This is a genomic window from Microbacterium sp. ZW T6_19, assembly GCF_044987465.1.
Lineage (GTDB): Bacteria > Actinomycetota > Actinomycetes > Actinomycetales > Microbacteriaceae > Microbacterium > Microbacterium natoriense_A.
Genome location: NZ_JBJDRH010000003.1, coordinates 392,036 through 412,027 on the forward strand (window position 1 = coordinate 392,036; position 19,992 = coordinate 412,027).

The window sequence follows — 19,992 nt, forward strand, 5'->3', positions numbered from 1 at the left end:
GTGCGAGAGTTGTCACATGCGACGGGTGTGGGCGCGGGAGCTGCTGGGGTGGTGCACCGCTCTCGGCATGTCGATCGCCGTCGCCGCGCAGGTGGTGGCATCCGCTCGTTCCGAGCTGTTGTTCCGCGACGGGGATTCACTGATCGTCGCGATGCTCACGCGCACGATCCTGTCTGGCGAACCTCTCGACTGGGCGATGTCGAGCGTACTCTTCCTTCCGGAGTCCGCCGTGTTCGCGGGTCTCTCTCTGCTCGCCTCCGGCGATCTGAACACGCTGCTCGCGATCAACGCCATCGTGAACCTCCTCGCCGTGTACGGCGCCATCCGCCTGGTCGCCGGGCCTCATCGAGCCGGCGCCTCGCCCGTCGGCTGGTCTCTGATCGCGCTATCGCTGTTCGGAGTCGTGGCGGTCACCGAGACCTCGGCGTCGCGCGACGCCCTCGAGCTCGCCTCCCTGCAGCTCACCACGACGTACTACTCCTCGACCGTCGTCGCCGTGATGATCGTGGTCGGTCTGCTGCGCCGCGCTTTCGACGGAGCGGGTCGCTGGCCGTTCGTCGCGGTCGGGGCCGTCACGATCATCGCCACTCTGAGCAACCCGTTGTTCGCGGCATGGGCGACCGCGCCGCTGACGGTTCTCCTCGCCGTCGGTGCGATGCGCGGTCGATATCGGCGCTGGATGCCGGTCGCGATCGCCGTTCTCGTAGGCGGCACGCTCCTCGGCCTCCTCGCGCGTATTCCGTTCACGGCATGGATCGCGAACACCGGTGCCGGATACGCGCAGCCCGAGCTCTGGCGAGAATCGATCGGGTACTACGGCGGCCTGCTCGCCGAGCGCCTCTCGACGCCGCTCGGCATACTCGGCGCACTGGTCGTCGTCGTTCTGCTCGCTCTCTCGGTGCTGCGTACAGTGCGCGCTGCGACGGACGGCGAGCGCCTCGTGGCTTCAGCGGGGTGGATGCTGCCTCTCATCGTGGTGATCGGCGCCATCGCTCTCGGCACGCACGCGGCCCGCTACCTGCAGCCGGTCGTGTTCGCTCCTCTTTTCGCCCTGGTCGCCTCGCCGCGAACCGTGCGGATGCCCCGGCCCCTCGTTGCGATCGCCGCGGCCCTCATCATCGTCGCCGGGGCGCTCAGCGTCCCTCGCCTTGAGGCTGCCGCGCATCGCCCCGACCCCGATCTCACATGCGTGACCGATTGGGTGACCGCGTCGGGCCGCACCGGCGCCGGCCAGTTCTGGACCGTGCGGCTCCCGAAGACGCACCTCGACGACCCCGCTCAGCTCGTGCAGGTCGACCATCGGCTGAACGGTTACGCGTGGCTGGTGAATCGCAGCGACCTCGATGCGCAGGCGGTGTCGTTCCTCCTCCAGGACTCGCAGAGCGTGCAGTGGCAGCTGCCCGAGCCGGCGATTCCCGAGCAGGTCGTGTCGTGCGGTCGCTACACGATCCTCGACTTCGGATCCCGCACCCTCCCTGTGGGCCCCGCGCACTCCTGACCCCTGTCAGCGGGGCGCGGCGGTCGTCGCGCCGGCGCGGAATCGGCACGTGAAGTGCACGTTCACGCCCTGCTCTCCGCGGAGCATCCTCGCGACCTGCTCTCCCGCGGCGCGCCCCTTCTCGACGGCCGGCTGCACACTCGTGGTGAGCACAGGTCCGCCGAGCCCGTCGACGGCGATCCCGTCGAAGCCGGCGACCGAGAGGTCTTCGGGTACCCGGAGGCCCAGTTCCTCGGCGGCTCGGATCACACCGACGGCGAGCAGGTCGCTCTGCGCCAGGATCGCGGTGGGACGGTGCGCGGCATCCGCGAGGAGCATCCTTCCGACCAGCTGGCCCTCGTCGATCAGACTGCCCGCTGCCGAGATGGCCGGGGCATCGGGGAAGATCGACCGCATGCCCTCGAGGCGATCGATCGTGACGTCGACGGTCGCACGGTCGACTCGCTCCTGCGTGACGACGCCGCGCTCGCGAGCGGCGTCGAGGTGCAGGGTGACGAGCGCGACATCCCGGTGCCCGAGGTCTCGCACGTGTCGGGCGACATCGGCTGCCGCTGTGACGTTGTCGAGGATGATCTGCGGGACCCCCTCCCCCGCATCCCCCTCGATGACGACGACGGGCAGACCCCGGCTGCGGACGATGTCGAGGGATGCTCGCGTGCGGCCAGAGCATCCGATCAGCACCACGGCGTCGACCGGGGCGTTCGCGAGCGCAGAGCCGTCACTCTCCCCCGGGTCGTCGCGAAGCAGCAGGATTCCGGCGCTGAGGTCGGCGAGGCCGTCGGTCAGGCCGTCCATCATCGCCGTGGTCACCGGGTCGAGGAAGGCCGCGCGCAAGTGCCCCTCGAGCACGACGGCGACGATCCCGCTGCGCCCGCGACGCAATGACGCGGCGCGCGGGTCGGGCCCGGTGTAACCGAGATCGGCGGCGGCGGCGAGCACCTTCTCGCGTGTCGTCGCCGACACCTTGGCTTTGCCGCTGAAGACGACGGAGGCCGTCGACGTCGCGACTCCGGCTGCTCGCGCGACGTCGGCGATCGTCGCGCGGCGCACCGACTCGTGACTGGTCATACTCCGAGGATAGCTCGCCCGGGTTTCAAACGATCGAATCGATTCGATAGGGTGTTTGGCATGGACACCGCCCTCACCCGCTCTCAGTTCGTCCGCTGGCGTGCCGCGATCTTCGCGATCTTCCTCGCGAGCGGCCTGTCGATCGCGACGTGGGCCTCGCGCGTGCCCGACATCAAGGTCTCGCTCGGCATCGACAACGCCCAGATGGGCCTGCTGCTGCTCGGCATGGGCATCGCGTCTATCATCGGCATCTCCACGAGTCCGGCCGTGATGGCGCGCACCGGAGCGCGGCTCGGGATGCTCGTGACGATGCTCATCTTCGGAGTCGGCGTGGCGCTGATCGGCCTGGGCACCAACGTGCTCGGATCGCTCCCCGTGGTGCTCGTCGGCCTCATCCTCTTCGGTTTCGGCAACGGTTCGCTCGACGTCATGATGAACGTCGAGGCCACCGCGGTCGAGCAGCAGATGGGCAAGACGATCCTGCCGGTGTTCCACGCCTTCTTCAGCTTCGGCACTGTGATCGGCGCCGGTGCGGGCGCCCTGGCCGTGCAGCTCGGTGCGAACGTCTCGGCTCACGCGTTCGTCGTCGCGGCGGTGATCGCGGTGCTCGCGGTGGTCTGCTTCGCGAACGTGCCCAACCGCGAGGCCGCCCTCGATCCCTCACCCGCCGAGAAACCGCATTGGCGTGAGCGCATGCACGTCGCGCTCGAGGCGTGGCGCGAGCCGCGCACCTATGCGCTGGGCATCGTGATGCTGGGCATGTCGTTCGCCGAAGGCGGCGCGAACGACTGGCTCGCGCTCGGCGTCTCCGAAGACCACGGCGCCGGGCCCGCGGCGGGCGCTGCGGCCCTCGCCACGTTCTCGGTCGCGATGACCGTCGTCCGCCTGTTCGGCGGCCCGCTGGTCGACAGGTTCGGACGCGTGATCGTGCTGCGGATCCTCGCCATCACCGCCGCGGCCGGCATCCTGCTGTTCATCCTGGCGCCCGACACGCCGCTCGTCTTCGTCGCCGCCGCGCTCTGGGGTGTCGGCGCCTCGCTCGGCTTCCCCCTGGGCATGTCGGCAGCCGCCGACGACCCGGCCAAGGCCGCCGCCCGCGTGAGCGCGGCTGCGACCATCGGCTACATCGCCTTCCTCGGCGGCCCTCCTGTGCTCGGCTTCATCAGCGAGCACATCGGCCTGCTCAACACCCTCTACATCCTGGTCGTGCTCGCGGCGCTCTCGGGACTCTTCTCGGCCGCAGCCCGTCCTCTCCGCGAAGACCAGATGACCTCGGCGAACAAGTAGTCGGCGTCACCCGTCGATCCGGCGCACGAGCGCGGCCGCATGCGAACGGCTGCGGGCGCCGAGTTTGGCGAGCACATTCGAGACGTGCGTCTTCACGGTCGGCACGCTGATGCCCAGACGTTGCGCGAGCTGAGCGTTCGACCACCCGCAGACGATGCCGTCGAGAACCTCCTGCTCACGCGCGGTCAGCGCCGACAGGGGGGCCTCGGCGGTCGTCGACGGTTTCGCCGCGAGGGCTGCCGCGGCGAGCGCTCGCCTCGTGACGCGCGGGTCGAGTGCACCGTCGCCGGAGGCCACCGCCCGCACCGCGGCGACCAGGGATGCAGCATCGGCGGTCTTGAGCAGGAAGCCCGCCGCACCCGCGCCGATCGCGCCGAACACCAGCTCGTCCTCGTCGAAGCTCGTCAGCACGAGCACGTCGCTCAGGCCGCGCTCGACGATCTCGCGAGTCGCCGAGACGCCGTCGCGTCCCGGCATCCGCAGATCCATGAGCACGACGTCCGGGCGCAGAGCGGCCGCGTTCCGCACCGCGACTTCACCGTCGGCCGCCTCCCCCACCACGGTGACGCCGTGAGACTCCAGCATGATGCGCAGCCCCGCCCTGATCGCCGCGTGGTCGTCGGCGATGAGCACGGTCGGTCCACCGCTCACGACACGGCCGCCGGAAGTCGCGCATCGACCCGCCACCCGCCGGGCCGCGGGCCCGCCGAGAACCGTCCGCCGAGGGCGTCGACCCTCTCAGCGAGCATGCTGAGTCCCCAGCCTCCCCCGGCGTAGGACGTCGCGACGAGCTCGGCGCCTCCGCGGGAGTCGACCCGCACATGCACGCCGTCGCCGGCGTCTTCCACCCTCACCTCGACGTGCGACCCGCTGGCGTGCCGGACGCAGTTCGACAGCGCCTCGCGCACGATGCGCACCGCCGCCTGCTCGACGGCGGCCGGCATGGCGGCGAGCTGCGCCACCGTCACCTCCACCTGCAGCCCCGCCCGCCGCGCGTCCGCGGCCAGCGCCCCGATGTCGTCGATCCGCGGCGTCGGCGACAGCTGTCCGTCGCCGCGGCGCAGCACCACGATCATCGACCGCAGCGCGCTGTGCGCGTCGAGTCCGGCATCCCTGACAGCACGCAGCGCGGCCCTGTCGACTTTCTCGTCCGCCGGCACCGACAGCGCGGCCTCCGCGCGGATGGCCATCGCCAGCACGTGGCCGGCGACCACATCGTGCAGTTCTCTCGCCATCGACTCGCGCTCGCGCTGTACCGCTTCCTCGCGATCTCGCTCAGCGACAGCAGCCGCCTCCTCGGCACGCTGACGATGGAGTTCGGCAAGCTCGTGCGCCTGGGACACCGCGACCGCCCACCAGTAGTCGGTGCCGACGAGGGCGCCGAACTGGACGGCGACGAGAAGGGCGAGAGGAGCGGACCCCTCCGGTCTCATCACCGCGATGATGAAGATGACCGCGACGCCGACCGCAGCCGCGACGAGGACACGGCCGCGGACGGACGGGCGGGCGACGAACACCGCGGTCCAGAGCACGTCGAGGAGGACGACGAGCGGGCCGAGCCCCCCGGTCGTGAACAGGTCGACGCCGAATATCACCGTGGCGACGATCAACGACGCCCACGGCGCACGGTGCTTCGTCAGCACGAGGACGCACGCGGGCACGGCCGTCGCCAGCGTCCACCAGGGAGAGACGTCGGCGGGGAGCACGGAGAGAACGCTCCAGTTCCCGCTGAAGCCGAGGAGAGCGGAGACGACGCTGAGCCCGGCGATCAGCAGCGCGTCGATCGGAGAGCGATGCGCCAGGTACCAGCCGCGGATGCTGTCAGCAGTCGCCTCCTTCATCCCCTCATGCAATCACGACCTCCCCACGGCCGCATCCGACCAAGGGATGAGAAATCGGCCACGGCGACCGCGACCTTCGCCCGATCCGCCTCGGCGTCGCCCGCGTGACGCTGGGAGCATGGAACTCCTCGGCGGCCTGCCCCTCCCCCTCGCACTTGCCGTGCTGGCTCTCGTCGACGGCCTCAGCGTCGGCACGCTGCTCATCCCCGTCTTCCTCCTCCTCAGTCCCGGACGTGTGCGCACCGGGCGCATCCTGCTCTACCTCGGAACGATCGGCGCGTTCTACCTGCTCGTGGGTCTGCTGTTCCTCTGGGGTCTGGTCAACGTCGTCGACGTCGCCTCCGGGTTCCTCGCTTCGCCGGCCGGGGTCGTCACGCGTCTCGTGGTAGGGGTCGGGCTGATCATCGTCGCCTTCACGATGCCGACCGGGCCGCCCGCGTCGACGCACCGAACCCCTGCGCGTGCGGCGGCGTCGGCATCCGTCACGACCGGCTCCAGCGATCACGAGGCGGCCACGCCCACCGAGTCCGATGCGGCGCCGTCGGGCCGCATGACCCGCTGGCGGGATCGCCTGCTCGATCCTCGGACCCGTGGCGCAGCGGTGATGGCCGTCGCCATCACCGCCGGGCTGGTCGAGGTCGCCACGATGCTCCCCTACATCCTCGCGATGACGATGCTCGCCGACGCCGGCGTCAGCACGCCCTTCCGGGTCCTCTCCCTCGTCGCGTACTGCGCCCTCATGGTGGCCCCGGCTCTCGTCCTGCTCGCGCTGCGGGTGGTCGCCGCGCCGCTCGTGCAGCGGCCGCTCGAACGGTTCGCCGCCTGGATGCAGCGCACCGGTGCGGAGAACACGGCCTGGCTCATCGGGATCATCGGGTTCCTGGTCGCACGTTCGGCGGCGGCCGAGCTCGGTGTCTTCGATGCGCTCGACGGGATGCTCAGCCGCTGACGGCTCCGCGACGAAGTAGGCTCGACGGGTGCGTCTCGTCATCGCCCGCTGCTCCGTGGACTACACCGGGCGGCTCAATGCCCACCTCCCTCTCGCCACGCGTCTGCTGGTGCACAAGGGCGATGGGAGTCTGCTCGTGCACTCCGACGGCGGCAGCTACAAACCGCTGAACTGGATGAGCCCTCCCTGCACGCTCGCTCCCGAGGAACCGGGCGAGGAAGAGGCGATCGCGGGGGTCGTGGAGGTGTGGCGAGTCACGCACAAGAAGACCGGCGACGCCCTGCGCGTGCAGATCTACGAGATCATCCACGATTCGAACCACGACCTCGGCATCGACCCCGGCCTGCAGAAGGACGGCGTCGAAGCCGATCTGCAGCGCCTTCTCGCCGAGCAGGTCGACCTGATCTCCGAGGGGGCGACGCTGGTGCGCCGCGAGTACCCGACGGCGATCGGTCCCGTCGACCTTCTGGTGCGCGATGCCGGCGGCGTGGCGATCGCCGTCGAGGTGAAGCGCCGCGGCGACATCGACGGCGTCGAGCAGCTCACCCGCTACCTCGAGCTGCTCGGCCGCGACCCGCATCTCTCCCCCGTGCAGGGCGTCTTCGCGGCGCAGGAGATCAAGCCCCAGGCCCGCGTGCTCGCCGAAGACCGTGGCATCCGCTGCCTGGTGCTCGACTACGACGACATGAAGGGCATCGAGTCGGGCATCCCCCGGCTGTTCTGAGCCGCGCAGTCGCAGCCCATAGGCTGGAAGCATGCCCTCCTCCCCCTATTCCTGCGTCCTCTGGGACGTCGACGGCACGATCATCGACGCGTCCGTCGGGATCCTCCGTCGGCTGAACGTCGCCCTCACGCATTTCGGGCACCCGGCGCCGACGAGGGACGACCTCGTGCACTGGATCGGTCCGCCGATGTTCGAGTCGTTCCAGGTGCAGGCGGGCATGACGCCCGAGCAGTCATCCGAGGCCGTCGCCTTCTACCGCACGCTCGGCAAGGCCGACGGATACACGACCGACGTGAACACGTACCCCGGCGTGCCCGAGATCATCCGCGAGCTGCACGCCGCCGGCATCCCGCAGGCGACGGCGAGCTCGAAGCCGGAGAACCAGGTCGACGCGCTCGTCGACCACTTCGAGCTGCGCCCGTACTTCCTCGCCACGGTGGGTGCGACGCCCGACGAATCGACTCTCGCCTCGAAGGCCGACATCGTCGTCGAGGCTCTCAAGCGCCTGACGGAGGGGGGAGCCGACACCTCGCGCCCCGTGCTGATCGGAGATCGACACCACGACGTCGAAGGTGGCAACGTCAACGGCGTGCCCGTGATCTTCGTCGAATGGGGCTTCAGCGACGCGCACGAGGGCGATGACGCAGCGTTCCGCGCAGCATCCGCCGAGGAGCTGCGCGCCCTGATGCTGAGCTGAATCCCGCGCCGGCGCCACTCCTCCGGGAGCGGCGCGCCCCGGCACGCGTTCGGGAGGAGTTCCCGCGCTCAGGCTGAGGATTTCAGCCCGAAGCTCCTCCCGAGTGCGCGTTCTCCTCCGGCAGAGCCACCGGAAAGCACAGAACTCCCCGCCGGATGCCGCACATGATGTCGGCCCCGGTCGGGGAGTTCCGGTGGAATCCGCGCTTAGAGCGGGCGGATGTTCTCTGCCTGCAGGCCCTTGGGGCCCTGCGCGACCTCGAACTCGACTCGCTGGTTCTCTTCGAGAGACCGGTAGCCGGATGCTTCGATGGCGGAGTAGTGCGCGAAAACGTCAGCGCCGCCGTCGTCGGGGGAGATGAAGCCGAAGCCCTTCTCCGAGTTGAACCACTTGACCGTGCCCTGGGTGCTCATTTACTGCCTGTTCTGCTGGAAAAGAAGCCGACGCAGGATGCACCGACGAGCTCAAAGATAGTGGAGCACGGCGTGAGCGGAAGAGCAGGGGTCAGCCCGTAACAGAAATGTTGCACGAGGCGTCATGTCGCGACACACAGAGGTCGCGGCTCGAGCCCGAAAAATTGTGTGGCCCTCACCGCGGGGGGAGCGATGAGGGCCGAAGACGACCGGAGGGTGCGTCAGAAATAAGCATATCCCCAACGCGACGTCCTTGTCCCCCATTTGGGGGACATTCTTCGAAAATCTTCAGGAGGGGGATAGCGACCCCCTCGAGCGGCCCATTGGGGACTGAACTGCTCGAGGGGGCCCAATCGCATACACGGATCGTCGCGCCTCTGGGGAAGGCTTCCCGTCCTCTGGGGAAGGACGGAGACGATCAATCCCCTGTGCATGCACCTACACCCTAGGCGACCCCGACCGTTCCCGTCAGCCCCCGGAATTCGGTTCCCGAGAGCGTTACCCTTGTGGCGTGACCATGCTGAACAAGGACATGACCCTGTGCATCTCGCTCTCGGCGCGTCCGAGCAACAACGGCACCCGATTCCACAACTTCCTCTACGAGGAGCTCGGCCTGAACTGGATCTACAAGGCCTTCGCGCCCACGGATCTCAGGCAGGCGATCGCAGGGGTCCGCGGTCTCGGCATCCGCGGATGCGCGATTTCGATGCCGTACAAGGAGGACGTGATCGCGCTCGTCGACCGCATGGATCCCTCCGCCTCCGCGATCGATTCGGTCAACACGATCGTCAACGACGACGGCGTGCTCACGGCGTACAACACCGACTACTCGGCCATCGCGCAGCTGATCGCGCGGAACGGACTGGATGCCGCAGCCGCTGTGCTGCTGAAGGGTTCGGGCGGCATGGCCAAGGCCACCGCCGCCGCCTTCCGCGACGCGGGATTCACGAACGTGACGATCGCGGCGCGCAATGAGGCGAACGGGCGAGGTCTCGCCGATCTCTACGGCTTCGACTGGACCGCGGACGCCGGCGCCCGCACGGCGGACATCATCGTGAACATCACGCCCATCGGCATGGCCGGGGGAGCGGAGGAGCACGACCTGTCGTTCAGCGAGGAGCAGGTGTCGGCGGCATCCGTCGTGTTCGACGTCGTGGCGCTGCCCGCCGAGACCCCGCTGGTGCGGGCCGGCCGTGCCGCGGGGAAGACCGTCATCACCGGCGCGGAGGTCGCGACGCTGCAGGCGCTCGAGCAGTTCGTGCTGTACACCGGCATCCGCCCGAGCGCCGATCAGGTGCGCACGGCCGAGGAGTTCATGCGGGCGCAGCAGCCCGATCTCATCCGTTGAACTCCGCCGGGTGCGGGCCGGTGCGGCCATCGCGTTCGAGCCCGTCGATCGCCGCGAGCTCGTCCGCCGACAGGTCGAAGCCGAAGACGTCGAGGTTCTCGGCGATGCGCGCGGGCGTCACCGACTTCGGGATCACGATGCGCCTCTGCTGCAAGTGCCAGCGGAGCACGACCTGCGCAGGAGTCCTCCCGTGGAGCTCGGCGATCGAGAGCACGGCCGGGTCGCCGAGCACCGCCCCCTGGGCGAGCGGGCTCCACGCCTCGGTCACGATGCCGCGAGCGCTGTTCGCCTCGACGACCGCACGGTTCTGCAGCGCGGGGTGCAGCTCGACCTGGTTCACCGCGGGAACGATGCCCGACTCGGTCTCGAGACGCACGAGATGCTCGGGCTCGAAGTTCGAGACGCCGATCGCTCGCACGCGTCCGTCGGCGTAGAGCCTCTCGAGAGCGCGCCACGTCTCGGGACAGGTGCCCGCAGCGGGAGTCGGCCAATGGATGAGGAACAGGTCGAGGTGGTCGAGACCCAGTCTCTCCAGCGCGGCGTCGTACGCGCGCAGAGTGCTGTCGTAGCCGTGGTCGCTGATCCAGACCTTCGAGGTGACGAAGAGGTCGTCGCGGGCGATGCCCGACTCCGCCAGCGCTCGGCCGACGCCCGCCTCGTTGCCGTAGATGGCGGCGGTGTCGATGCTCCGGTAGCCGGCCTCGAGCGCCGCCGACACGGCTGCGGTCGTCTCGGCATCCGGCACCTGGAAGACGCCGAAGCCGAGCTGGGGCATCTCGATGCCGTTGTTCAGGGTGAGGGTGGGGATGGTCATTCTCCTGCTTTCTGTGGGGGTACGGTCAGGCGGCGACGGTGCGGACGGTGCCGGTCGCAGAGTGCCGGGCGGGTCGCGCCGTGAGGGCGGCGACGGTCATCACGACCAGACCGGATGCCGTGATGGCGGCGCCGATCCAGATGGGCGAGGTGTAGCCGAGCCCTGCAGCGATGCCGACGCCGCCGGCCCACGCGCCCAGCGCGTTGCCGACGTTGAAGGCGCCGATGTTGGCGCCGGATGCGAGCGTGGGGGCTCCGCCTGCGTACTGCATGATGCGGCTCTGCAGGCCGGGAACCGTGCCGAAGCCGAACGCGCCGAGCAGCACGAGGATCGCGATGGTGGCGGGCTGCGACCAGGCGAGCAGTCCGAAGGCGATCAGGATCAGCAGCAGCAGACCGGTGAAGCCGAGCAGCGTGCGGTCGATCGAGCGATCGGCGAGGCGTCCGCCCACGGCGTTGCCGATCACGAGGCCGATCCCGAACAGCACGAGCAGCCACGGCACGGCGGAGGCCGCGAAGCCGGTCACCCCGGTGAGCGTGTACGCGATGTAGGTGAAGGCGCCGAACATGCCGCCGTATGCGAGCACGGTCACGGTGAGTGAGAGCCAGACCTGCCCGGAGCGGAAGGCGCGGAGCTCGTGCACCAGGCTCACCTTCTCACCCGTGGCGGGCGGTACGGTGACGAGCAGCGCGATGCCGGCGAAGGCGACCACTCCGATCGCCGAGATGGCCCAGAACGTCGCGCGCCAGCCGAACTGCTGTCCGACGAACGTGCCGAATGGCACGCCGAACACGTTGGCGGCCGTGAGTCCCGTGAACATGATGGCGATCGCGCGGGCCTTCTTGGCCGGAGCGACGAGGTCTGCCGCGACGACCGAGCCGATGCCGAAGAACGCGCCGTGGCACAGCGCGGCGATGATGCGGCCGGCCATGGCCGCCGGGTAGTCGGCGGCCAGCGCGGTGAGCGCGTTGCCCGCGATGAACAGCACGACGAGTCCCAGCAGAACGGGTTTGCGTGGCAGTCGGGTGGTTGCCGCCGTGAGGCCGAGGGCGCCGACGACGACGCTGAGCGCATAGCCCGAGATGAGCCAGCCTGCGGTGGCTTCGGTGACGCCGAAATCGGCGGCGACCTCGGGCAGCAGGCCCATGATCACGAACTCTGTGAGTCCGATCCCGAAGGCGCCGATGGCGAGTGCGATGAGTCCGAGTGGCATGATGAGCTCTCTGCTAAAGTAGTTGCAGACGCGGGATGTTGCGTCGCGAGCATTAATCATTGCACACGCAATTATCCCGCACAAGCAACTACTTTTGTGGAGGACATCATGGGCATCTCCGACGACGCCGTCGAGATCCGGGCACGCGGATGGCGCACCCTGGCGGCTCTGCACGGAATCATCGAGACCGAGCTCGAACGCGCACTCGGAGCATCCGTCGATCTCTCCGTCGTCGAATACACGGTGCTCGACGCGCTCAGCCGGCAGGACGGCTGGCACATGCGGATGCAGCAGCTGGCCCGCGCGGCGGCGCTGAGCCCGAGCGCCACCACACGACTCGTCACGCGTCTCGAGGATCGCGGGCTGCTCACCCGCATCCTGTGCGCCGACGACCGCCGCGGCATCTACACCGAGCTGACCCCGACCGGGCGGGAGCTGTACGAGAAGGCGCATCCCATCCACGACGAGACACTCGAACGCACGCTCGGCGAGGCGGTCGCACAGCCCGAGCTCTCACCCGTCGTGCACGCGCTGCAGGGGACTTCGGCCCTCACCTGACGGGATCAGTGATCGGGAGACGATTATCTGGATACCCTAGGCCCATGAGCCCGCGACGCAGGATCCTCCGCAGAATGCCGGCCGCCATCGCGGCCACGGCCCTCATCGCTCTGGTCCTGTCGGCCTGCACGCCGGGCGACGACACGGGAACCGACACCGAAGGACAGGGTTTCCCCTCGGACGGCTGCACGCACATCACCATCGCGACGTCGTCGGAGAAGGTGAACATGCTCGACAAGCTCGCCGAGGCCTTCAAGGACTCGCCCGAGCACGACGGCCTGAAGACCTGCGCGACCGTGCGACCGATCAACGTCTCGTCCGGCAACGCCGCACGCTATCTCACCGCGGGCGACGACTGGCCCAGCGACGATCACGACCTGTGGCCGACGCTGTGGTCACCGGCCTCCACGGTGTGGACCGACCGCGTCGCCGCCGCCGCGTCGGCGAATCTCGTCGGGGAACCTGCGTCGTTCACCCGCACCCCGGTCGTGTTCGGCATGCCCGAGCCGATGGCGAAGGCTCTCGGCTGGCCCGACAAGCCGATCAGCATCACCGACCTGTCGCAGCTGTGCCAGGACCCGGAGGGCTGGGGGAGTGTCGGGAAGGACATCTGGGGCGCGTTCAAGATCTCGAAGACGAACCCGAACACTTCGACGACCGGACTCTCGACGATCCTGATGCAGTCGTACGAAGCATCCGGCAAATCGGCGGATCTCACCTCGGCCGACGTCGACGCCGCAGCCGACTTCTCCCGCGTGTTCGAGGAGTGCGTGATCCACTACGGCGACACCACAGGCAACGTCCTGTCGACGCTCTACGACGAGACGCAGAACGGCTCGAACGGCTCTGCCTACGTCTCGGCGGTGGCTCTCGAGGAGACCTCGCTCCTCAACTACAACCAGGGCAACCCCGATTCGCACACGGTGCAGCCGGGCGAGACCCTGACCCCGCCCAAGACCAAGCTGGTGGCGGTGTACCCCGCGGGCGGCTCGATGTGGTCGGACAACCCCGTCACGGTGCTCGGCGCCCAGTGGGTCACGGCCGAGCAGCGCACTGCCGGAGAAGCCTTCGCCGCCTTCCTGCAGACGACCGACGCCCAGAAGATCCTGCCCGAGTACGGCTTCCGTCCACTCGACGAATCGGTGCCGCTCGGCAAGCTGTTCACGGCGAACTTCGGCGTCGATCCCGCGCAGCCGGCGGTGACGCTGCCCAAACCCGACGTCGACGTCATCTCGACAGCGATCGATCAGTGGACGCAGGTGCGCAAGCCCTCCTCCGTGCTCGAGCTCATCGACATCTCGGGCTCGATGGACGACCCGATCGGCGACGGTCGGTCTCGCCTCGACGGAGCGATCCAGGGAGCGCAGACCACACTCGATCACTTCCGCTCCACCGACGAGGTGGGCGTCTGGGCGTTCACCACGGGGATCTCATCGGATGCCGGTGAAGGCATACAGATTCTGCGCGACGTCACCGCGCTCGGGTCGGACGGCGAGAAGCTCGACTCCTCACTCGAGGATCTGCACTACGCGCAACGCAACGGCACGCCGCTCTACGATGCGATCCTCACCGCCTACGAGGCCATGAGCGAACGCGCCGAGCCCGGCCGCATCAACGCGATCGTCGTGCTCTCCGACGGCGAGGACACCGACTCCGCCACCTCGCTCGACTCGCTGATCGCGAAGATCGGCAAGAGCACCAAAGAGGGCGGAAGCGACGCTCCTGTGCGTATATTCCCGATCGCGTATGGAGAGGGAGCCGACACCTCTGCTCTGCAGCGGATCGCGGATGCCACGGGCGGGCAGCTGTTCGACGCGTCGAACGCCGAGCGCATCGATCTCGTCTTCGCCTCCGTGATCAACAACTTCTGAGGCGCGCATGCATCACTTCTCCGTGACTGGCGATTCCTGGACGGGTCCCGCGATCGAGGCGCTGGCCTCGACGAACGTGTACGTCTCCACGGACATCCCCGGCTATGCGGACCTTCAGGCCTCGTTGTCGCAGACGGTTCCCGCCGACGGTTCGATCGCTGTCGTCGTCCTCCCGGACGAGGCGGCGAAAGCCGACCAGTACACCTTCTATCTCCTCGACAAGCTCACGAAGGGTGCCGATCAGCAGACGGTGATCCTGGCGATCGGCGACGATCTGATGGGCGACTCCGCCGCGCTCGGTCGCGACGCCGTGCTGACGATCGCGAACCAGAACGAGGGCGCGGGGATGCCGGCGGGTCTGGTCGAGACAGTGCAGGAAGTGTCAGCGGAGCTCCCCGCGGCCGGCGGGAACCCGGGCAGCGGCTCCGGCGGCGCCGACCTCCTCATGCCAGTGATCATCGGCGGCGTCGTGCTGGTGGCGGCCGTAGGCACCGCCGTCGGTCTGGTCGCTCGCCGGCGACGCACGTCAGCGCCCTCCCTCGAGAGCGCCGACCCGGTGCCGCCCGGCATCCGTCTGCGGGTCGACCGACTGCGGGAGCTGGCCCCCTTCTACGCCGCCGTGGCGGGCAACGCGATCGCCGCCGAGACGGCGACGAACATCGAGGCGCTCGCCTCGCACGTCGAGCAGCTGTTCATCCGCCTGGATGCGAAGGCGGGTGAAGACCAGAGCGTCATCGCCGAGGCCGAGTACTCCGACAAGCTCGCCCGTCTGGTCGCCGCCCTCGACCGCGATTACCTGCTCGATCTGCTCACGCGGCCGGATCTGTGGGACGCGCCCGACGAGCGCATCGGCGAGGTCCGCGAAGCGCTGAGCGCCGTCACCACGCAGATCGTCGACAACATCAAGCAGGTGAACGCACGCAAGGGACTGCTCTTCCAGGTCTCGCTGGACTCCCTGATCGGCCGCAGCGAACTGCGCGACTGGGAGCGCCAGTTCAAGAAGAGCTCAGGGGAGCAGTAACGCACGATCTCGCGCCTCTCGAGCGTCAGAGCCGCGGTCGATCCCGCCGGCGCTCACGCACCCGCATGATCGCGATCGAGGCGTCGGGGGAGGACACCGCGATCGACCGCGCGTCCGGTCGGATCACGGCGCCCGGCGGCGCCACCTCGCCGCGCACCTCCACCCTTCCTGCGAGCACGACGATCGCGTCGGCGGTCTCGGCGATCGCACCCGAGACTCGCCGGATCGCCCATTGCATGCGTCCGCTCGACCGTCGAGCCATCAGGTTCACCACGGTCACCCGGCCCGAGCCGGTGTCTGCGAAGACCTGATCCTCTCCGCGGAACGTGATCGCCGAGTGCTGCGGCACGCGGCTCACGCGGCCGTTGATCTCGAGCGCGACGCCCGCAGGGCTGAGGGGGATCAACAGGCGATCGGCTCCGAGGAACGGCGAGAACGGCATCCGCCCCTCGATCTCCGCGAGACTGATGCGCCATCCCGGTCGCGCGGCGAGCACCCGCGTGACCCCGAGACCGTTCGCCCATGCCTGCGGGGCGACGTCCGTCGGGCGGACGATGAGGGACTTCACGCGGGTGCCGTGCGACATGACGTGCTCAGCGGATCGCGGTCGGGCCGGTCTCTCCCGTGCGAACCCGGATGACCTGCAGAACGTCTGTGACCCAGATCTTGCCGTCGCCGATCGCGCCCGTGCGCGCTGCCTCCTGGATCGCCTCGAGCGCCGACTCGAGCTCCTCGTCGGTCACGATCGTCTCGATCTGGATCTTGGGGAGGAAGTCGACCTTCACCCGCTGCGAGCGGTACACCTCGACCTTTCCGACCTGGCTTCCGTGCCCCTTCGCGTCGAGGATCGTCATGCCGGTGACGCCGATCTCGGCGAGGGCGGTCTTGATCGGCTCGAGAGCGCCGGGCTGGACGACTGCGGTGATGAGCTTCATGATGATGTCCTTTCTCGGGGACCGGCGCTCAGGAGCGCACGTCGTCCAGGTCGTAGGCGGTCTCGGCGTGCAGCGTGGTGTCGAGTCCCATGATCTCGATGCCGTCGCCGACCCGCAGACCGATCGTCTTCGAGAGCACCCACGAGATCAGCGCGGTGACGACTGCGGTGTAGGCGAACACCGCGACGATCGCGATCGCCTGTGTGCCGAGCAGGCTCGCATCTCCGCCGAAGAAGATGCCCTGCGCCCCTGCCGGAGAAGCCGGGTCGGCGAGGAAGCCGATCGCGAGGGTGCCGAAGATGCCGGGGAACATGTGGATCGCGACGGCGTCGAGTGCATCGTCGTAGCCGAAGCGCTCCTTCAGGCCGAGCGTCGCGAACGCGACGACTCCCGAGAGCAGGCCGATGACGATCGCGCCGATCGGAGACACGGAGTTCGCGGCCGGGGTGATTCCGACGAGGCCGCCGAGCACGCCGGAGATCGCACCGAGCGAGGTCGCCGCCTTCCGCACGATCCGCTCGACGACGAGCCAGCCGAGAAGACCGGCGCAGGCGGCGACGAGGGTGTTGGTGACCGCGACGCCCGCACTCTCGTTGATGCCACCCGACGAGCCGCCGTTGAAGCCGTACCACCCGACGAGGAGGAGCCCGCCGCCGACGATGGCGATCGGCAGGTTGCCCGGTCGTCCGACGTTCGGGAAGTGCCGGCGCTTGCCGAGGAAGATCGCGAGCACGAGGGCTGCGACACCCGCGTTCATGTGCACGGCGGTGCCGCCGGCGAAGTCGATCGCGTGCAGGCTGTTCGCGATCCAGCCGCCCGTGACCGAGCCGTCGGCGGAGTCGAAGGCGAAAACCCAGTGCGCGACGGGGAAGTACACGAGCGTCGCCCAGAGGCCGGCGAAGACCAGCCAGCTGGAGAACTTCATCCGGCCTTCGACCGCCCCGCCGATGATGCCGACGGTGAGGCCCGCGAAGATCAGCTGGAAGACCGCGATGAGGATGCCGGGCACGGCTCCCTCTGGCGTCTCGGCGCCCAGTAGCGACTGGATGCCGAACAGCCCGGTCGGGTCTCCGATGAGTCCCACGCCGCCGACCGAGTCGCCGAGCGTGAGGCCGTAGCCGTACAGGACCCAGAGGACCGCGGTGACGGCGAAGCCACCGAGCACGATCATCATGGTGTTCAGGATGTTCTTGGTGCGCGACAGGCCGCCGTAGTACAGCGCGAGACCGGGCAGCATGAGGGTGACGGCGACGGTTGCGGTGAGCATCCAGCCGGTGTTGACCTGCGAGGTGATGTCCATGTCGTTCTCCTTTCGATTGTGAGGGTGGGCCCCTGAGCCTGTCGAAGGGTCAGCGGGTGATCAGGGTTTCGAGCACGTCGGCCAGCGCGATCACGCCCACCGCGACGTCCTCGGGCCTGGCAGCCTCGGCAGGTGTGTGCGAGGCGCCGGTCGGGTTGCGGACGAAGAGCATGCCGGTGGGGATGACTCCGGCGAGCACGCCCGCGTCGTGCCCGGCGCCCGTGTCGAGCACGGGGGCGTCGGGGAGCACCGCGTGCATCCGCTCGCGGAGTCCGTCGTCGAACGCGACGGTGGGGGAGAACGACTGCTCGGTCACCTTGACCGTGCAGCCCTCTGCGGCGGCCGACCGCTCGGTCGCGGCGGTCACCTCCTCGACGATGCGCCTGACCGCCGGCTCGTCGCGATGGCGGACGTCCATCCACAGGTCGACGGATGCCGCGATCACGTTGGTGCCGCCGGGGGTGACCTTGATGCGGCCGATCGTCCCGCGGGCGTCGTCGACCACGAGAGCGTGCGCACGGAGCGCGCGCACCGTCTCGGCGGCGACCACGACCGGGTCCTGTCGATCGGCCATCCGGGTGGCGCCGGCGTGATCTCCACGGCCGTCGATGCGCACGTGCCAGCGGCCGTGGGCGATGATCGCTCCCGCGAGTGCGACGGGCTGCCCCAGGTCCTCGAGACCTCGGCCCTGCTCAACGTGCAGCTCGACGAAAGCGGAGATCGCTGCCAGGCGGGCGGCATCGAGGCCGATCAGTACGGGGTCGAGACCGGCGCCCCTCGCCGCCTCGGCGAAGGTGACCCCGTTCTCGTCGCGCAGCTCTCGCACGCGTTGCGGGTCGACGAGCCCGGCGAGCAGCCGTGTGCCGAGGCAGGCGATGCCGAAGCGCGACCCTTCTTCCTCGGGGAACGCCGCGACGACGAGAGGTCGCACGGGCCGGATGCCGCGCTCTCGAAGGACGTCGACGGCGGCGAGCGCACTGGCGATGCCGAGCGGTCCGTCGAGGTTGCCTCCGCCCGGGACGGAGTCGAGATGCGAGCCCGTGGCGATCGCGTCGACGCGACGCGCGTCGGGAGCATCCCACCACGCCCAGATCACGCCGTTGCCGTCGATCTCGACGTCGAGTCCGCGATGATCGGCCTGCGCGATGAACCAGGCTCTCAGTTCGAGCTCGGGAGCCGAGAACACGGGTCGGGTGTATCCGCCGCGCTCCGGATCGACGCCGATGTGCGCGATCTGGGCGAGGAGGGCGCTTGCGTCGCCGCTCATCGCAGTGCTCCCGCGAAGCGCTGCCCGACGGCGCGGAATCGCTCGGACGATCGTCCGGTTCCGGCGACGAGATCGTGCACGAGTTCGCCGAGCAGGGGAGCGAACTTGGCGCCCTGACCTGAGCACGGCGAGAGGATCGTGACCCCGGCGGCTCGATCGATGATCATGTCGTCGCGCGGCACGTTCGTGAACAGGCAGGTGGTCTCCGCGTAGGACTCGGCCTCCAGCCCCGGCGCGAACTCTTCGACGAATCCGGTCACACGTCCGCGGTTGTCCGGATCGACCGCGCCGTCCTGATCGCGGGCGGAGCGGATGACGCGGCCGCCGTTGTACTCGGCGATCTTCTGTCCGGCGAACTCCGCGTCTCGGCCTCCCGGCAGCCCGTAGGTCTGAATGTCCTCGCCCTTGTAGATGAAGGTCGGCCACGAGGTCTGAGATCCTCGGGCGGGCTCGCCCCGCTCGCTCTGATCCCGATACCTGTAGTGGAACGCGTTCTCCTGGCGCACCTCGAACTCGGGCAGCGCGTCGGCGAAACCCGGCGGCAGGTCGAGCTCGCCCAGCAGCGCGGGCAGCCATCCGCCCGCGGCGACGATCACCTGCTCGGCGTGCACGGTGCGGCCGGTCGTCGACGTGACCAGGTAGCCGGTGAATCCGTGCCGCACGGATGCGACCTCCCACTCGGTGCGCACCTGGGCGCCGGCCGCGCGGGCCAGATCGAGCATCGCGGTCACCGACTCCTCGGCGTCGATGACGCCCGCGCCCGGGTGCCAGAGCACCTCGGTGTCGAAGCGCAGCCCGGGCCAGCGGGTCGCGGCATCCGCGCCCGAGAGCAGCTCGTGCTCGACTCCCACCGTCTCGAGGACCTCGGCGAGCCGGCGCGGATCGCGCACGGCGCCGAAATCCAGCGACCCGCTCGGCGTGATCAGCCGCCTGCCGCTCGCCGCTTCGAGCTCGTCCCACGAGCTCTTCGCCCGCACGACGAGTCCTGCGTAGAACGGGTCGAGATAGCCGTAGCGGAAGATGCGCGCCGAACCGTGCGAGCTGCCGAGGGCGGATGCCGGCACGTCGCGCTCGAGGACGATCACGTCGGCGCCGGACGCCGCGAGGCGCCAGGCGACCGCGGCTCCGCTGAGACCGGCGCCGATGACGGCGTAGGTGGCGGACTCCCGCCTGTCGATGTCGTGCACG

At 69.2% G+C, this 19,992-nt stretch carries 20 protein-coding genes; 9 read left to right on the forward strand and 11 right to left on the reverse strand.

What is annotated here, in order from left to right; translation table 11 throughout:
* The first annotated feature begins 16 nt into the window (after positions 1–16).
* Positions 17–1,498 (forward strand): hypothetical protein, encoded by a 1,482-nt coding sequence (locus ACI3KT_RS06865; protein WP_404903285.1) that lies wholly within the window; start codon positions 17–19, stop codon positions 1,496–1,498.
* Positions 1,499–1,504: 6 nt separating this feature from the next.
* Here the strand turns inward: ACI3KT_RS06865 and ACI3KT_RS06870 are convergent, their stop codons facing one another.
* Positions 1,505–2,566: a LacI family DNA-binding transcriptional regulator gene (locus ACI3KT_RS06870; RefSeq protein ID WP_292906703.1), complete on the reverse strand. Its 1,062-nt coding sequence runs from the start codon at positions 2,564–2,566 to the stop codon at positions 1,505–1,507.
* A gap of 60 nt (positions 2,567–2,626) precedes the next feature.
* Here ACI3KT_RS06870 and ACI3KT_RS06875 point away from each other — a divergent pair, with 60 nt between their 5' ends.
* Positions 2,627–3,853, forward strand: coding sequence for an MFS transporter (locus ACI3KT_RS06875; RefSeq protein ID WP_404903286.1), 1,227 nt, complete (start codon positions 2,627–2,629; stop codon positions 3,851–3,853).
* A 6-nt stretch (positions 3,854–3,859) separates the two neighbouring features.
* On the opposite strand, the gene ACI3KT_RS06880 is transcribed toward ACI3KT_RS06875, so the two are convergent.
* Both ACI3KT_RS06880 and ACI3KT_RS06885 read right to left on the reverse strand, forming a co-directional pair.
* Positions 3,860–4,438: a response regulator gene (locus tag ACI3KT_RS06880; RefSeq protein WP_404903329.1), complete on the reverse strand. Its 579-nt coding sequence runs from the start codon at positions 4,436–4,438 to the stop codon at positions 3,860–3,862.
* 62 nt (positions 4,439–4,500) lie between these two features.
* Positions 4,501–5,694 carry a sensor histidine kinase gene (locus ACI3KT_RS06885; protein ID WP_404903288.1) on the reverse strand — a complete coding sequence of 398 codons (1,194 nt, stop codon included), beginning with the start codon at positions 5,692–5,694 and terminating at the stop codon, positions 4,501–4,503.
* Between the two features lie 118 nt (positions 5,695–5,812).
* Between ACI3KT_RS06885 and ACI3KT_RS06890 the strand changes: the two genes are divergently transcribed.
* The 3 genes from ACI3KT_RS06890 to ACI3KT_RS06900 are packed head-to-tail and all read left to right on the forward strand — an operon-like array spanning position 5,813 to position 8,064.
* A complete protein-coding gene (locus ACI3KT_RS06890) occupies positions 5,813–6,643 on the forward strand; it encodes a GAP family protein (RefSeq protein ID WP_404903289.1) in 831 nt (276 codons plus the stop codon).
* A gap of 28 nt (positions 6,644–6,671) precedes the next feature.
* A complete protein-coding gene (gene nucS, locus ACI3KT_RS06895; RefSeq protein ID WP_292906693.1) occupies positions 6,672–7,367 on the forward strand; it encodes an endonuclease NucS in 696 nt (231 codons plus the stop codon).
* A 31-nt stretch (positions 7,368–7,398) separates the two neighbouring features.
* Positions 7,399–8,064 carry an HAD hydrolase-like protein gene (locus ACI3KT_RS06900; RefSeq protein ID WP_404903290.1) on the forward strand — a complete coding sequence of 222 codons (666 nt, stop codon included), beginning with the start codon at positions 7,399–7,401 and terminating at the stop codon, positions 8,062–8,064.
* Positions 8,065–8,270: 206 nt separating this feature from the next.
* Here ACI3KT_RS06900 and ACI3KT_RS06905 read toward each other — a convergent pair whose 3' ends face one another.
* The gene (locus ACI3KT_RS06905; protein ID WP_045257445.1) at positions 8,271–8,477 is read right to left on the reverse strand and encodes a cold-shock protein; all 207 of its coding nucleotides are present in this window, start codon (positions 8,475–8,477) and stop codon (positions 8,271–8,273) included.
* A gap of 511 nt (positions 8,478–8,988) precedes the next feature.
* Between ACI3KT_RS06905 and ACI3KT_RS06910 the strand changes: the two genes are divergently transcribed.
* Positions 8,989–9,825, forward strand: coding sequence for a shikimate 5-dehydrogenase (locus ACI3KT_RS06910; protein WP_404903292.1), 837 nt, complete (start codon positions 8,989–8,991; stop codon positions 9,823–9,825).
* Here ACI3KT_RS06910 and ACI3KT_RS06915 read toward each other — a convergent pair.
* Positions 9,815–10,639 carry an aldo/keto reductase gene (locus ACI3KT_RS06915; RefSeq protein WP_404903294.1) on the reverse strand — a complete coding sequence of 275 codons (825 nt, stop codon included), beginning with the start codon at positions 10,637–10,639 and terminating at the stop codon, positions 9,815–9,817. The two genes, ACI3KT_RS06910 and ACI3KT_RS06915, sit on opposite strands and share 11 nt — an antisense overlap.
* A 25-nt stretch (positions 10,640–10,664) precedes the next feature.
* On the reverse strand, positions 10,665–11,852 hold the full coding sequence (locus ACI3KT_RS06920; protein WP_404903296.1) for an MFS transporter: 1,188 nt from the start codon (positions 11,850–11,852) through the stop codon (positions 10,665–10,667).
* A gap of 108 nt (positions 11,853–11,960) precedes the next feature.
* On the opposite strand from ACI3KT_RS06920, the gene ACI3KT_RS06925 reads away from it, so the two are divergent.
* The 3 genes from ACI3KT_RS06925 to ACI3KT_RS06935 are packed head-to-tail and all read left to right on the forward strand — an operon-like array spanning position 11,961 to position 15,302.
* Complete coding sequence (locus ACI3KT_RS06925) at positions 11,961–12,410, forward strand: MarR family winged helix-turn-helix transcriptional regulator (protein WP_292906681.1); 450 nt, start codon at positions 11,961–11,963, stop codon at positions 12,408–12,410.
* Between the two features lie 44 nt (positions 12,411–12,454).
* A complete protein-coding gene (locus ACI3KT_RS06930; RefSeq protein ID WP_404903298.1) occupies positions 12,455–14,281 on the forward strand; it encodes a substrate-binding and vWA domain-containing protein in 1,827 nt (608 codons plus the stop codon).
* A gap of 7 nt (positions 14,282–14,288) precedes the next feature.
* Positions 14,289–15,302 carry a hypothetical protein gene (locus tag ACI3KT_RS06935; protein WP_404903300.1) on the forward strand — a complete coding sequence of 338 codons (1,014 nt, stop codon included), beginning with the start codon at positions 14,289–14,291 and terminating at the stop codon, positions 15,300–15,302.
* Between the two features lie 25 nt (positions 15,303–15,327).
* Here ACI3KT_RS06935 and ACI3KT_RS06940 read toward each other — a convergent pair whose 3' ends face one another.
* Genes ACI3KT_RS06940 through ACI3KT_RS06960 form a run of 5 tightly spaced genes read right to left on the reverse strand, consistent with a single transcriptional unit; the run spans position 15,328 to position 19,991 of the window.
* The gene (locus ACI3KT_RS06940; RefSeq protein ID WP_307293318.1) at positions 15,328–15,888 is read right to left on the reverse strand and encodes a HutD family protein; all 561 of its coding nucleotides are present in this window, start codon (positions 15,886–15,888) and stop codon (positions 15,328–15,330) included.
* Positions 15,889–15,895: 7 nt separating this feature from the next.
* Positions 15,896–16,237 (reverse strand): P-II family nitrogen regulator, encoded by a 342-nt coding sequence (locus ACI3KT_RS06945; protein ID WP_292906673.1) that lies wholly within the window; start codon positions 16,235–16,237, stop codon positions 15,896–15,898.
* Positions 16,238–16,265: 28 nt separating this feature from the next.
* A complete protein-coding gene (locus tag ACI3KT_RS06950) occupies positions 16,266–17,537 on the reverse strand; it encodes an ammonium transporter (RefSeq protein WP_292906671.1) in 1,272 nt (423 codons plus the stop codon).
* Positions 17,538–17,586: 49 nt separating this feature from the next.
* Positions 17,587–18,804, reverse strand: coding sequence for an allantoate amidohydrolase (locus tag ACI3KT_RS06955; protein WP_404903302.1), 1,218 nt, complete (start codon positions 18,802–18,804; stop codon positions 17,587–17,589).
* Positions 18,801–19,991 (reverse strand): FAD-dependent oxidoreductase, encoded by a 1,191-nt coding sequence (locus ACI3KT_RS06960; protein WP_404903304.1) that lies wholly within the window; start codon positions 19,989–19,991, stop codon positions 18,801–18,803. Before ACI3KT_RS06960 ends, ACI3KT_RS06955 begins: the two co-directional genes overlap by 4 nt.
* Position 19,992: the final 1 nt, after the last annotated feature.